Source organism: Aeromicrobium tamlense (assembly GCF_013408555.1).
Taxonomy (GTDB): Bacteria; Actinomycetota; Actinomycetes; order Propionibacteriales; family Nocardioidaceae; genus Aeromicrobium; species Aeromicrobium tamlense.
Window position 1 is genome coordinate 1,808,912 of sequence record NZ_JACBZN010000001.1, and the last position, 12,238, is coordinate 1,821,149.

The 12,238-nt window shown below is 71.1% G+C and carries 16 protein-coding genes; 2 read left to right on the forward strand and 14 right to left on the reverse strand.

Annotated elements, in window-relative coordinates:
* Positions 1-102 precede the first annotated feature (102 nt).
* The 11 genes from BJ975_RS08910 to dapA all read right to left on the reverse strand — a co-directional run bounded on the left by BJ975_RS08910 (position 103) and on the right by dapA (position 9,103).
* Positions 103-651, reverse strand: coding sequence for a type 1 glutamine amidotransferase domain-containing protein (locus BJ975_RS08910; RefSeq protein WP_179425024.1), 549 nt, complete (start codon positions 649-651; stop codon positions 103-105).
* A gap of 14 nt (positions 652-665) precedes the next feature.
* A complete protein-coding gene (locus BJ975_RS08915) occupies positions 666-860 on the reverse strand; it encodes a DUF3046 domain-containing protein (protein ID WP_179425025.1) in 195 nt (64 codons plus the stop codon).
* Entirely contained in the window at positions 857-1,153 is a 297-nt protein-coding gene (locus BJ975_RS08920) for a helix-turn-helix domain-containing protein (RefSeq protein WP_179425027.1), read from the reverse strand. Before BJ975_RS08920 ends, BJ975_RS08915 begins: the two co-directional genes overlap by 4 nt.
* A 5-nt stretch (positions 1,154-1,158) precedes the next feature.
* Positions 1,159-1,674 carry a CinA family protein gene (locus BJ975_RS08925; protein ID WP_179425029.1) on the reverse strand — a complete coding sequence of 172 codons (516 nt, stop codon included), beginning with the start codon at positions 1,672-1,674 and terminating at the stop codon, positions 1,159-1,161.
* Positions 1,671-2,303 (reverse strand): CDP-alcohol phosphatidyltransferase family protein, encoded by a 633-nt coding sequence (locus tag BJ975_RS08930; RefSeq protein WP_179425031.1) that lies wholly within the window; start codon positions 2,301-2,303, stop codon positions 1,671-1,673. The genes BJ975_RS08925 and BJ975_RS08930 overlap by 4 nt, the downstream gene beginning before the upstream one ends.
* A gap of 15 nt (positions 2,304-2,318) precedes the next feature.
* A complete protein-coding gene (locus BJ975_RS08935) occupies positions 2,319-2,702 on the reverse strand; it encodes a DUF2752 domain-containing protein (protein ID WP_179425033.1) in 384 nt (127 codons plus the stop codon).
* Between the two features lie 59 nt (positions 2,703-2,761).
* The gene (locus tag BJ975_RS08940) at positions 2,762-3,082 is read right to left on the reverse strand and encodes a CD225/dispanin family protein (protein ID WP_179425035.1); all 321 of its coding nucleotides are present in this window, start codon (positions 3,080-3,082) and stop codon (positions 2,762-2,764) included.
* Positions 3,083-3,150: 68 nt separating this feature from the next.
* Positions 3,151-5,586 (reverse strand): FtsK/SpoIIIE family DNA translocase, encoded by a 2,436-nt coding sequence (locus tag BJ975_RS08945; protein ID WP_179425043.1) that lies wholly within the window; start codon positions 5,584-5,586, stop codon positions 3,151-3,153.
* A gap of 63 nt (positions 5,587-5,649) precedes the next feature.
* Positions 5,650-6,357: a sirohydrochlorin chelatase gene (locus tag BJ975_RS08950; RefSeq protein WP_179425044.1), complete on the reverse strand. Its 708-nt coding sequence runs from the start codon at positions 6,355-6,357 to the stop codon at positions 5,650-5,652.
* A gap of 78 nt (positions 6,358-6,435) precedes the next feature.
* On the reverse strand, positions 6,436-8,115 hold the full coding sequence (locus tag BJ975_RS08955; RefSeq protein ID WP_269306515.1) for a ribonuclease J: 1,680 nt from the start codon (positions 8,113-8,115) through the stop codon (positions 6,436-6,438).
* Positions 8,116-8,191: 76 nt separating this feature from the next.
* Positions 8,192-9,103: a 4-hydroxy-tetrahydrodipicolinate synthase gene (gene dapA, locus BJ975_RS08960; RefSeq protein ID WP_179425045.1), complete on the reverse strand. Its 912-nt coding sequence runs from the start codon at positions 9,101-9,103 to the stop codon at positions 8,192-8,194.
* 49 nt (positions 9,104-9,152) lie between these two features.
* On the opposite strand from dapA, the gene BJ975_RS08965 reads away from it, so the two are divergent.
* Positions 9,153-9,938: a thioesterase family protein gene (locus BJ975_RS08965; protein ID WP_179425046.1), complete on the forward strand. Its 786-nt coding sequence runs from the start codon at positions 9,153-9,155 to the stop codon at positions 9,936-9,938.
* A 4-nt stretch (positions 9,939-9,942) separates the two neighbouring features.
* Here BJ975_RS08965 and BJ975_RS08970 read toward each other — a convergent pair whose 3' ends face one another.
* The 3 genes from BJ975_RS08970 to BJ975_RS08980 are packed head-to-tail and all read right to left on the reverse strand — an operon-like array spanning position 9,943 to position 11,657.
* Positions 9,943-10,314 (reverse strand): VOC family protein, encoded by a 372-nt coding sequence (locus BJ975_RS08970; protein ID WP_179425047.1) that lies wholly within the window; start codon positions 10,312-10,314, stop codon positions 9,943-9,945.
* Positions 10,315-10,370: 56 nt separating this feature from the next.
* Positions 10,371-10,859, reverse strand: a complete 489-nt coding sequence (locus BJ975_RS08975; RefSeq protein ID WP_179425048.1) for a dihydrofolate reductase — start codon at positions 10,857-10,859, stop codon at positions 10,371-10,373.
* A gap of 3 nt (positions 10,860-10,862) precedes the next feature.
* Positions 10,863-11,657 (reverse strand): thymidylate synthase, encoded by a 795-nt coding sequence (locus BJ975_RS08980; RefSeq protein WP_179425049.1) that lies wholly within the window; start codon positions 11,655-11,657, stop codon positions 10,863-10,865.
* Between the two features lie 93 nt (positions 11,658-11,750).
* Between BJ975_RS08980 and BJ975_RS08985 the strand changes: the two genes are divergently transcribed.
* Complete coding sequence (locus BJ975_RS08985) at positions 11,751-12,206, forward strand: hypothetical protein (protein ID WP_179425050.1); 456 nt, start codon at positions 11,751-11,753, stop codon at positions 12,204-12,206.
* Positions 12,207-12,238 lie beyond the last annotated feature (32 nt).

A 12,238-nucleotide genomic window follows, 5' to 3' on the forward strand; every position in this document is an offset into this window, starting at 1 on the left:
GTGGACGAGCCTAGACCGAACACCTGTTCGACGGAAGCGCGACACGCCGAACGCCCCTCCCCTCGCGATGGCACACGCGGGAAGGGGCGTTCGCACAAGGTCTCAGGCGGTCAGGGCCTCGCCGATCGCGCTGACGAAGGCCGGAAGATCGTCGGGATTGCGGCTCGTGATGAGGTTGCCGTCGACCACCACGGTCTCGTCCACCCACTCGCCACCGGCGTTGCGGATGTCCACCTCGAGGCTCGGGTAGCTGGTGAGCCGCCGGCCCTTCACGAGGTCGGCCGAGACGAGCAGCCACGGCGCGTGACAGATCGCAGCGACCGGTAGGCCGGACTCGAGTGCGGCCGAGACGATCCCCCGCGCCTGCTCGTCCTGGCGGATGTGGTCGGCGTTCACCGTGCCCCCGGGGAGCACGATCACGTCGGGCCACTGCTGGTGGAAGCCGTCGAGCGTGCCGTCGACGCGGACCGAGATGGTCTTGTCGACGTCGCCCTCCATCGCCTGGAGAGTGCCCTCGTGCGGGGCGAAGATCCTCACGTCCGCCCCCGCTGCCTCCAGCTCGTCGCGCGGGGTCGTGAGCTCGGACTCCTCGAAGTGGTCGGTCGCGATGATCGCGACATGCTTGCCGGTCAGGTCGGGAAGTTCGCTCATTCCTCGACGCTAGCTCAACGGTCGCGTGCCGGCAGGTCGAGCGCGGCGTGCACCGCACGCCAGATGCGCTGCGGGTCGACGCCCGCGTCCAGCGCCTCGACCGGGGTGCGCCCGTCGAGCGAGGCGATCGCCTGTTGGCGTGCCCACGAGGCGGCGTAGGCCGGCCCGAGGGCCGCCTCCATGCGCTGCCAGAACTCGCTGTGCCTCACGCGGCGGAGGCCTGGGCCTCGTCGCGGGCGATCGACGACACGGTGGCCAGGTCGGCCGCCTCCTCCAGCTCGAGCAGCGAGCTGACGTCGAGCAGGACCTTGCTGAGCGGAACCTCGAGCGCCTGGGCGAGCGCGGCGAGCAGCTCGGAGCTGGCCTCCTTCTGCCCGCGCTCGACCTCGGAGATGTAGCCGAGGCTGATCCGGGCCCGCTCGGAGACGTCGCGCAGGGTCAGGCCCTCGGCGAGACGACGCGCGCGCAGCACGTCACCGATGAGTTCACGCATCGCGGTCATCGCCATCACCCTTCCCTGTTGAGCTCAACGCTCGTCGAGCCGTCGTTCTTCCCCAGCCTATAGTGCAGGTCCGCCAGGACGGCGCGGACCGCCGAACGTCTCACCGCGTCGCGGTCGCCGTCGATCCGCAGCAGGCGCGAGGTGACCCCGTCCGGGCCCGCCACCGCGACGTGCACCGTGCCCGCCGGCTGCCCCTCGGCCGGCCCTGGGCCGGCCACGCCCGTGGTGCCCAGCCCCCACGTGGCGCCGAGGCGCACACGCGCGCCTCGCGCCAGCTGCTCGGCGACCGCGGCGTTCACCGTGCCGTGCTCGGCCACGAGCGCCGCGTCGACGCCGAGGACCTCGACCTTCACGTCGGGCTGGTAGGCCACGACGGAGCCGCGGACGACCGCGGAGGCACCGGGGACGTCGACGAGCGCGGCGCACACGAGGCCGCCGGTGAGCGACTCGGCAGTGGCCACGGTCTGGCCGGCCGCGCGCAGGTCGGCCACGACGGCCGCGGCGTCGGCCAGCGGACTCACCGCGAGGTGTCGCCCGCGGGCTGGGCGGCCAGGCGGCGCGCGTCGATCACGTACTGCACGCCGGTGACCAGGGCCACGACGAGTGCCGCGGCCATCAGGACGTGGGTGACGGCGAGCAGCACGGCCGGCACGACGCCGTCCCACAGCTCGAACGGCAGGCAGTAGCCGGCGATCGCGAAGGACTGCAGGACGGTCTTGAGCTTGCCGCCGCGTCCGGCCGGCATGACGAAGCCACGACGCACCATGACCATGCGCATCACGGTGATCCCCCACTCGCGCATGAGCATGAGAATGACGGCGGCCCAGAACACCGGGCCCCACGGCTGGTCGGTGAAGATGATCGCCAGTCCGATGAAGGCCATGCCCGTGAGCGCCTTGTCGGCGATCGGGTCGGCCATCTTGCCGAAGTCGGTGATCAGGTCGTGCTTGCGGGCGATGTCACCGTCGATCTTGTCCGTGGCCATCAGCACCGCGAACGTGGCCCACGCGGCGATGCGGTAGCCGATGGACTCCCCTCCGTCGTGGAGCAGCAGCCAGCCGAACACCGGGACACCGAGGATGCGGATCACGGTGAGGACGTTCGGGACGTTCAGGTTGCTCGGCTTGTCGGCCGGGCGAGACGAGTCCATGGGGTTCAGTATGGCTCAGGCAGGTGAGAGCCAGGTCCATCCGGGCACGTTGCGGGCCACCCAGTAGGCCAGCACGACGCCGAGCAGCGCCCAGATCCACGCGGCCGGGATGCGGCTGGGGTGCCAGGCCTGCCGGCCCAGGAGCCGCAGACCCCACGCGCCCCAGGCGATCAGCACCGCGGGGAGCAGCAGGACGGCCAGCGGGTTGCGGTCCCACGCCGTCGCCAGGTCGCCGCGGGTGAGGGCGTGGACGGCGCGCAGGCTGCCGCAGCCGGGACAGTAGAGGCCCGACACGGCCAGGAACGGGCAGGTCGGGTAGTGCCCGGGCTCCTCGGGCGAGACGGACGCGAGCACAGCCGTGGCGGCGAGCCCGGCGACCGTGACGCCGACGAACGCCATCGCCCCGCGCCGCCGGACGGATCCGGCGGGCGCGGGGCGCTGGTGGCTGTCGATCGAGATCAGAGGCTCGACGTCGAGGTGGTGTCGCCGTTGGCGACCACGACGAAGATGACGATCAGGTAGACGACGAGGGCCACGAAGAAGGCGATGACGGACCAGATGGCCCACTGCTTCGCCTTGCGCGACGACTCCTGGGCCCCGGCGAGGTCACCGGCGGCGAACTTGCCGTTGACCTGCGCCGCGTAGACGATCGAGACCACGCCGAGCGGCAGGCAGCAGAACAGCGTCGTGAGGATCGCCCACACGAGGTTGTTCGGCGGCGGCGTCGCTCCACCGTAGGGCCCCGAGGACGGAGGCGGCGGAGGTGCGTTGTAGGTCATGCAGCGTTCCCTTTCGCGTCACCGTTCACCCCCGAGGGTGAACGCGTTGGTCCGTCGAGCCTAGTGGCTCAGCCGACCTGGATGCTCGCCAACACGTCGGCGAGGTCGTCGGGCTTGACGAGCACGTCACGCGCCTTGGAGCCCTCACTCGGCCCGACGACGCCACGACTCTCCAGGATGTCCATGAGTCGTCCGGCCTTCGCGAAGCCGACGCGCAGCTTGCGCTGCAGCATCGAGGTCGAGCCGAACTGCGTGTTGACGACCAGCTCGACGGCCTGCAGGACGAGGTCCATGTCGTCGCCGATGTCGTCGTCCAGCTCGCGCTTGGCCTGCTGCGGAGCCGTGACGTCCTCGCGGTAGGAGGGCTTCAGCTGCTCCTTGCAGTGCGTCACGATCGTCTCGATCTCGGCCTCGGTGATCCAGGCCCCCTGCATGCGCATCGTCTTGTTCGCGCCCATCGGCAGGAACAGGCCGTCGCCCTGGCCCACGAGCTTCTCGGCGCCGGGCTGGTCGAGGATGACACGGCTGTCGGCGAGCGAGCTGGTGGCGAAGGCCAGACGGCTCGGCACGTTGGCCTTGATGAGGCCGGTGACGACGTCGACGCTGGGTCGCTGGGTGGCGAGCACGAGGTGGATGCCGGCGGCACGGGCGAGCTGCGTGATGCGGACGATCGAGTCCTCGACGTCGCGCGGGGCGACCATCATGAGGTCGGCGAGCTCGTCCACGACCACCAGCAGGTACGGGTACGGCGTCAGGACGCGCTCGCTGCCCGGAGGCGCCTGCAGCTTGCCCGACGCGACGGCCTTGTTGAAGTCGTCGATGTGCCGGTAGCCGAAGTTCGCGAGGTCGTCGTAGCGCAGGTCCATCTCGCGCACGACCCACTGGAGGGCCTCGGCGGCCTTCTTCGGGTTCGTGATGATCGGCGTGATGAGGTGCGGGATGCCCTCGTAGGCGTTGAGCTCCACGCGCTTCGGGTCGACGAGGATCATGCGGACCTCGTCGGGCGTCGAGCGCATGAGGATCGAGGAGATCATCGAGTTCACGAAGCTCGACTTGCCCGATCCGGTGGCGCCGGCGACCAGCAGGTGGGGCATCTTCGCGAGGTTGGCCACGACGTAGCCGCCCTCGACGTCCTTGCCCAGGCCGATGACCATCGGGTGGTGGTCGCTGCGCGCCTTGTTCGAGCGCAGCACGTCGCCGAGGGAGACCATCTCCTTGTCGACGTTGGGGATCTCGACGCCGATCGCACTCTTGCCCGGGATGGGCGACAGGATGCGGACCTCGTTGGAGGCGACGGCGTACGCGATGTTCTTGCTCAGCGCAGTGACCTTCTCGACCTTGACCGCGGGGCCGAGCTCGACCTCGTAGCGGGTGACCGTCGGGCCGCGGGTGTAGCCGGTGACGGTGGCGTCGATCTGGAACTGCTCGAGCACCTCGGTGAGGCGGCCGACGACCTCGTCGGAGGCGGCCGAGCGGGCCTTCGGCGGCGTGCCCTCCTTGAGGGCGTTCGGCTCCGGCAGCGTGTAGACGATGTCACCCGACAGGGCCAGCTGCTCCGCGCGGACGGGCAGCGGCTCGAGGGGACGCGGGTCGGGCTGGGGCTCCGGCTCGCTGAGCACGGGCACCGGCGGCGGGCTGACGGGCACCTGACGGTCCTCGTCGGGCCCGTCGACGAGCGGGTTCTCGAACGGCTCGTCGTCGACGACCGGGACCGTGCGCGGGTGACGCTTCTTGACCGGCTCGGGGGTGGGCTCGGGCTCGACCGCCTTGTCGCGACCGAGGGCGCGGTTCACCAGCGACGAGACGCGCTCGGGCACGGCGTACAGGGGGGTGGCGGTGACGACGAGGACGCCGAAGATCACGACGAGCACGAGGATCGGCGCGACCACCCAGCCCGTCTTGAGCAGGTCGACGAGGATCGCGGAGAACAGGAAGCCCACCGCTCCCCCGGCCTCGGACATGTCGGGGTCGCTGGGGCGCGGAGTGCCGTGCGCGAGGTGCACGAGCCCCAGCACGCCACCCACGATGGCTCCCCAGCCGATCGCCTGACGGCCGGCCGGACCGTTGCGGTCGGGGTGGCGCAGCGTGCGCCAGGCGACGACGGCCAGCAGGATCGGGACCGCCCACGCGAGCACGCCCACCGATCCCGTCGTGATGCGGCGGACGGTGGCGCCCACGCCTCCGGGGATATCCCACCAGACCGATGCGGCGGTGACGAGCGCGAGCGAGACCAGCGCCAGGCCGACGCCGTCGCGGCGCTGCTCGGCGTCGAGCTCGCGGGCACCGTGTCCGATGCTGCGCGCGATCGCGCCGACCACGCCCGCCAGCCCCAGCCAGAAGGCCGTGGAGGCGCGCATGACGCCCTGGAGGGCAGCACTGAGGGGACCAGGACCCGTGCGGGGTGCCGGCTTGCGCGCAGGAGGCTTGCGCGCCGCGGGCTTCTTCTTGCGGGCCTGGCTGCCGGACGGCCGCTTGCGCGGCGGGGAAGACGTTCGGGTCGCCATGATCCCAAGGCTAAACCAGAACCTGAGAGTTCTCACGGACCCACGCCGCGAGCGGGGACGGGGTCAGCGGATCGCGGACCCGACCTCGCCGGGCGTCTCCAGGACGTCGGCCCGCTCCAGCGCGAGCGAGACGAGCCGCGGGTCCGGGGCGCCGGCGCCCAGCAGGGGTGCGGTGACGACGTCGGCGCCGAGCCGCCCGATCGCCGAGGCCCCCTCCCCCGACGCCAGCGCGTACATCGAGACGACGACCCGCCGGTTGTGGGCGCGGGCGACGTCGAGCGCGTCCTCGACCGGCGTGCCGACACCGTTCACCACGCCGACGTGCACGGGCCCACCCCACACAGCGCTCAGCAGGCGGGCCGCCTTCGAGACGTCGGTGAGCGCCGGCGAGCCGTCGGCGTGCGGCGCCACCATGACGATCGTGTCCGACGGCTTCGCGCCCGCCTCGATGAGCCGGCGAACGCCGATCTCGGCCAGGACCCAGTCCGGACCCATCGCCGGCGCCACCCGGACCAGCGGGTCCGTCGCGGCCACCTCGTTCATCAGGCGGGACGTCTCGCAGTCGTGGTTGAGCAGCAGCGGCACGATGATCCGCGGACCCGACGTCTCGGCGACGACGTCGGCCAGCGACGGCTGCTGGACGTCGACGAACGCGTCGACGACTTCGCACGACGGCGCCTGGCGTCGGACCGCGTTGACGAGCGACGCGATGGCCGACCGGCCGATGTGCGACGTCGTGCCGTGGCTGCACACGATGATCCGAGTCCTCACGCCTCAAGAGTCGTGAGCGACTGTTTCCTCGCGGTTACGGTGCGGGCGAGGTTCGGTAACGGGTGTCTCGCCCGTCCCTCAGGCCTCGAGGACGATCGGGATGATCATCGGGCGCCGGCGCAGTCGACGACCCGCGAACGAGCCGATGACCCGTCGCATGACCTGCTGCAGGGCCGCCGCGTCGCGGGCGCCGTCGGCGATCGACTCCTCGAGCGCCGCCACGACCTTGGGCTGGATCTGGTCGAAGACCGAGTCGTCCTCGGCCAGACCGCGGGCATGGATCTCGGGGCCGCTGACGATCTTGCCCGTGACGGAGTCCACGACCGCGATGACCGAGATGAAGCCCTCGGCGGCGAGCGTGCGGCGGTCCTTGAGCTCGGAGTCGGTCAGGTCGCCGATCGAGGAACCGTCGACGTAGACGTAGCCGACGTCGTAGGCACCGGCGATCTCGGCATGGCCGTCGATGAGGTCCACCGCGTAGCCGTCCTCGGCGATGATCGTGTTCGGCACGCCGGTCTGCGTCGCCAACGCGGCGTTGGCGTGCAGGTGCCGGATCTCGCCGTGCACCGGCATGACGTTCGAGGGCTGCACGATGTTGTAGCAGTAGAGCAGCTCGCCCGCGGACGCGTGGCCAGAGACGTGCACGAGGGCGTTGCCCTTGTGCACGACGTTCGCGCCGAGCTTGGTCAGTCCGTCGATGACGCGGTAGATCGCGTTCTCGTTGCCCGGGATCAGCGACGAGGCGAGCAGGACGGTGTCGCCCGGCTCGAGGTGCACCTTGTCGTGCGTGCGGTTCGCGATGCGTGACAGGGCGGCCATCGGCTCTCCCTGCGAGCCGGTCGACATGAGCACCATCTTCTCGGGCGGAGCCGCGTCGATCTTGTCGACCACGACCCCGTCCGGAACGCTCAGATAGCCCAGCTCGCGCGCGATCTGCATGTTGCGCACCATCGAACGGCCCACGTAGGCGACCTTGCGGTCGTGCTTCACGGCAGCGTCGAGCACCTGCTGGACACGGTGGATGTGCGAGGCGAACGAGGCCACGATGATGCGCTTCTTGCTGCGCGCGAACACGGCGTCGATCGCCGGAGTGATCTGCTTCTCGGCGGTCGTGAAGCCCGGCACCTCCGAGTTGGTGGAGTCGGTGAGGAACAGGTCGACGCCGGCCTCGCCGAGGCGCGCGAACGCGCGCAGGTCGGTGATGCGGCCGTCGAGCGGCAGCTGGTCCATCTTGAAGTCGCCGGTGTGCAGCGCGACGCCGGCGGCGGTCTTGATCGCCACCGCGAGGGCGTCGGGGATCGAGTGGTTCACCGCGACGAACTCACACGCGAACGGGCCGAACTGCTCGACGTCGCCCTCGGACACGACGTGGGTGGGCACGTCCTTGAGGCGGTGCTCCTTGAGCTTGGGCGCCAGCAGGGCCAGCGTCAGCTTCGAGCCGATGACCGGAATGTTCCCGCGCTCGCGCAGCAGGTACGGGACGCCGCCGATGTGGTCCTCGTGACCGTGGGTCAGGACGAGGCCGACGATGTCGTCGAGGCGGTCACGGATCGGCGTGAAGTCCGGGAGGATCAGGTCGACGCCCGGGTGGTGCTCCTCGGGGAACAGCACGCCGCAGTCGACGATGAGCAACTTGCCGTCGAACTCGAAGACCGTCATGTTGCGGCCGATCTCGCCCAGTCCTCCGAGGGGGACGACGCGCATGGCGCCCGGGGCGAGCGGCGGCGGGGTGGGCAGCTCGGTGTGCATGTGGGTCACGACGCGACCTCCGGGCGGAGAGCGGCGTTCTTCGGTGATGTCATGGGATTCCTTCGGTTGCGCACGCTGCTCCGGCTCACGCCAGGAGGCCTGCGTCCTTCAGTGCCGTGCGGATGACCTGGACCTGGGCGTCCGTCGCGGGCGTGAGCGGCAGTCGCACGCCTGCGTGGGGGATGATCCCCATCTCGGTCAGGGCGACCTTGGTGGCGATGGCGCCCTGGGTCTGCCCCATGATCGCGTCGACGATCGGCAGCAGCTCGTCGTCGAGCTGGCGCGCCCGGACGAGGTCGCCGGCGTCGACGGCCTCGATCATCGCCTTGATGCGAGCGCCCGCCACGTGGGCGATGACGCTGACGACGCCGGCGGCGCCGATGGAGAACCACGGCAGGTTGACCGCGTCGTCGCCCGAGTAGAGGGCGAGGCGCGAGGTCGCGCGCAGGCGCGCCGCGCGCGCGAGGTCGCCGGTGGCGTCCTTCACGGCCAGGACCGTGCGTCGCGACTCGAGCTCGACGTACGTCTCCTCGGAGATTTCGACGCCGGTGCGGCCGGGGATGTCGTAGAGCATGATCGGCGTGTCACCGGCCGCGGCCGCGACCGCGTCGATGTTCGCGAGCAGCCCCGCCTGCGGCGGCTTGCTGTAGTACGGCGACACGACCAGCAGGCCGTGGGCGCCGATGCGGACGGCCTGCTCGGCCAGCTCGACGGTGTGGCGGGTGTCGTTCGTGCCGACGCCGGCCACGATGGTGGCGCGGTCGCCGACCGCCTCGAGCACGGTGGCCAGCAGGCGGCCGTCCTCCTCACCCGTCGTGGTGGGCGACTCGCCGGTGGTGCCGGAGACGACGATGCCGTCGTTGCCGATCTCGACCAGGTGCGTCGCGAGCGCCGCGGCGGCGTCGAGGTCGAGGCCACCGTCCGGGGTGAACGGGGTGGCCATCGCAGTGAGGAGCCGGCCGAACGGCGCGGCCTCGGTCGCCAGCGGAGACGTCATGCTCCGAGGTTACCGTCACGGCGCCGGTGCCCTCGTGCAGGATGAGGCCGTGACCGACTTCTACCCGCACGACACCATCGCGACCCCCGACGGCTCCGGACGGCTGACCCTGGAGGTCACCGATCGCTGGAACACGCCGCTCGGCAAGCCCAACGGCGGGTGGGTGCTGGCGTCGATGCTGCGCACGGCGATGGACCACGCCGACGTCGGCCGCCCCGTGGTGGCGGCCATCACCTACTTCGCCTCCCCCGAGGCCGGCACGATCGCCGACCTCACGGTCACCCCGGTGAAGCTGGGCCGCCGCGTGCAGACGGTCGACGTCGACCTGGCCTGCGACGGGCGACCGCTGGCACGGATGACCGCGAGCTTCGCGCGCGACCACCACGGTCCCACGCAGGAGCTGGGCGCCGCTCCCGAGCTGCCCGACCCCGGCACGCTGCCCGACCCGCGCGAGGTCGGCATGCCGCGCGACGGCCTGTTCGGGCGCGTCGAGTACCGGATGGCGCAGGCGCCGGGCTGGTCGGTCGGCCAGCCGTCGGGCGACCCCACCACCGACGTCTGGCAGCGCCTCGACGGCGGCACCGAGATCGACTGGCCCGCCCTCGGCCTGCTGGTCGACGCCTGTCCGCCGCCCGTCATGGAGCTCGGCCCGCTCGTGTCGATGACCGTGCAGCTCACGGTGCACTTCCACCGGCTGCCCGAGCCCGGATCCTGGGTGGCGTCGCGGTTCAGCACCCGTCACCTCGCCGACGGGTTCCACGAGGAGGACGGCGAGCTGTGGGACGACCAGGGCCGGCTCGTGGCCCAGTCGCGTCAGCTCGCGATCCTGCTCTGACCCGTCAGCCGCCGGAGGTGTCGGTGGTGCCCTCGTAGAGACCGATGACGTTCCCGTCGGGGTCCTCGAAGATGGCCCACCAGCTCGTCTCGGAGATCGGCTGGCGCTCCATCACCACGCGGGCGCCGTGCTCGCGCGCCGTGGCCAGCACCTCGTCGATCGAGTCGACCTCGACGTACGAGCGGGGCTGGGTGAAGCCGTCGGAGCGGGGCGCCAGTCCCCCGCCGCTGATCTCGTTGGGGGCCTGCCACATGGGGTAGCCCTCGTAGCCCGGGTACTCCTGGAACTTCCAGCCGAAGAGGGCGCCGTAGAACTCCTTCGCGCGCTCGTGGTCGGACGCGGGGATGTCGATGTGCGTGATGTCGCCGTGTGCCATGGCTGACTCCTGTCCTCCCGGCCAGTGTCGGACGGCGACGGGCTCACGACAAGGGGTCAGCGACGGGCGTACGTGGCGATCTCGTAGTCGGGCGTCCCGGCGTGCCGCTCGCGTTCGACCTCGGTCCAGCGGTCGGGGTCGATCGGCGCGAAGAACGTGTCACCGGGCGGGCTCAGCGGCACGTGCGTGACCACCATCGAGTCGACCAGGTCGCGCTCGAGGGCCTCGCCGAAGACGGCCGCACCGCCGATGAGGAAGACCTGGTCGTCGAGCTCGCGCGCCCGCGCCAGCGCGGTGTCGAGGTCGCCCGCGACGATCACGCCGGGGTCGCCCGGGTCCCAGCCCGCACGACGGGTGAGCACGATCGAGGTGCGACCCGGCAGCGGCCGCCCGATCGACTCGTACGTGGCGCGACCCATGACGATCGGGTGCCCCCACGTGAGCTCCTTGAACTGGCGCATGTCGCCCGTGCGGGGCCAGGGCATGCCGCCCTCGAACCCGATGACGCCGTTCTCCCCGACCGCCACCGCCACCGTGACCGTCATGCGTCAGACCGCGATCGGCGCCTTGATGGCGGGGTGCGACCGGTAGCCCTCGATCGTGATCGAGTCGAGCGTGAAGTCGTCGATGTCCGTGACGGACGGGTCGAGCCGCAGCGTGGGCAGCGGCAGCGGATCACGGGTGAGCTGCTCGCGCGCCTGGTCGAGGTGATTGACGTAGAGGTGGCAGTCGCCACCGGTCCAGATGAACTCGCCGACCTCGAGGCCGGTGACCTGGGCGACCATCTGCGTGAGCAGCGCGTAGGAGGCGATGTTGAACGGGACGCCGAGGAAGACGTCGGCAGACCGCTGGTAGAGCTGGCAGCTGAGCTTCCCGTCGGCGACGTAGAACTGGAAGAACGCGTGGCACGGCGCCAGCGCCATGGCGTCGAGGTCGGCCACGTTCCAGGCGCTGACGATGTGGCGGCGCGAGTTCGGATCGGCCTTCAGCGCGGCGATGACCGCCTGCAGCTGGTCGAGGTGGCGGCCGTCCGGCGCGGGCCAGGACCGCCACTGGTAGCCGTAGATCGGACCGAGGTCGCCGTTGGCGTCGGCCCACTCGTCCCAGATCGTGACGCCGTTGTCGCGCAGGTACTGCGTGTTGGTGTCGCCGGCGATGAACCACAGGAGCTCGGCGACGACGCTCTTGAGGTGCACCTTCTTGGTCGTGACGACCGGGAAGCCCTCGGCGAGGTCGAAGCGCATCTGGTGCCCGAAGACGCTGCGGGTGCCGGTGCCGGTGCGGTCGCCCTTGGCCACTCCCTCGTCGAGGATCCGGCGGACGAGATCGAGGTAGGCCTGCATGTCGGCAGACTAGCAACGCGCCCCGACGTTCCGTCCGAACGCCGTGAGATACTGACCCGCGTGCCGGAACCCACTGCGCCGAGTCCTGCGGACGTGAGGCGATTCGTCGCCCTCCAGCTCGGTGTCACCGCCCTGTTCGCCGCCCTCGTGCTCGTCGTCTTCGGCGGCGGTGACGAGCCCGCGGCCCGCTGGTGGGTCGCGCTGGCGCTCTTCGCGCTGGTCCTCGTGGCGGGCGCCTGGGTGGCCCGCTCGTGGTCGCGTCCCGCGCCCCTGGCCGCCGACGACCCCGATCCGCGCGACACCGCGCTGCGCCGGCTGTCCTCGCACATCGCCCGGGCGTTCCTCGTCCTCGAGATCCCCCTCGTCATCTCGGCCGTCCTCGGTCTCGCCGGACTGATCGGCGGCGGCGTCATGCTCGTCACCGTCGTCGCGGCGCTCGCCGCCCTCGTCTTCGGCACCTGGCCCACCCGTCGCAACGTCGACCGCTTCGCCGCGGCCCTCGAGCAGGGCGGCGCCTCCTCCGGACTGCGAGAGGCGTTCTCGCGATGAGCGAGCGCCAGCGAGCGAACCATTCCATGCGT

Bases quoted from the DNA above. Each gene is read 5' to 3' on its own strand.
- BJ975_RS08910 (WP_179425024.1), bottom strand. From the start codon at position 651: ATGAGCGAACTTCCCGACCTGACCGGCAAGCATGTCGCGATCATCGCG.
- BJ975_RS08920 (WP_179425027.1), bottom strand. From the start codon at position 1,153: ATGACCGCGATGCGTGAACTCATCGGTGACGTGCTGCGCGCGCGTCGT.
- BJ975_RS08930 (WP_179425031.1), bottom strand. From the start codon at position 2,303: ATGGACTCGTCTCGCCCGGCCGACAAGCCGAGCAACCTGAACGTCCCG.
- BJ975_RS08935 (WP_179425033.1), bottom strand. From the start codon at position 2,702: ATGGCGTTCGTCGGCGTCACGGTCGCCGGGCTCGCCGCCACGGCTGTG.
- BJ975_RS08940 (WP_179425035.1), bottom strand. From the start codon at position 3,082: ATGACCTACAACGCACCTCCGCCGCCTCCGTCCTCGGGGCCCTACGGT.
- BJ975_RS08945 (WP_179425043.1), bottom strand. From the start codon at position 5,586: ATGGCGACCCGAACGTCTTCCCCGCCGCGCAAGCGGCCGTCCGGCAGC.
- dapA (WP_179425045.1), bottom strand. From the start codon at position 9,103: ATGACGTCTCCGCTGGCGACCGAGGCCGCGCCGTTCGGCCGGCTCCTC.
- BJ975_RS08970 (WP_179425047.1), bottom strand. From the start codon at position 10,314: ATGGCACACGGCGACATCACGCACATCGACATCCCCGCGTCCGACCAC.
- BJ975_RS08975 (WP_179425048.1), bottom strand. From the start codon at position 10,859: ATGACGGTCACGGTGGCGGTGGCGGTCGGGGAGAACGGCGTCATCGGG.
- BJ975_RS08980 (WP_179425049.1), bottom strand. From the start codon at position 11,657: ATGCAGGCCTACCTCGATCTCGTCCGCCGGATCCTCGACGAGGGAGTG.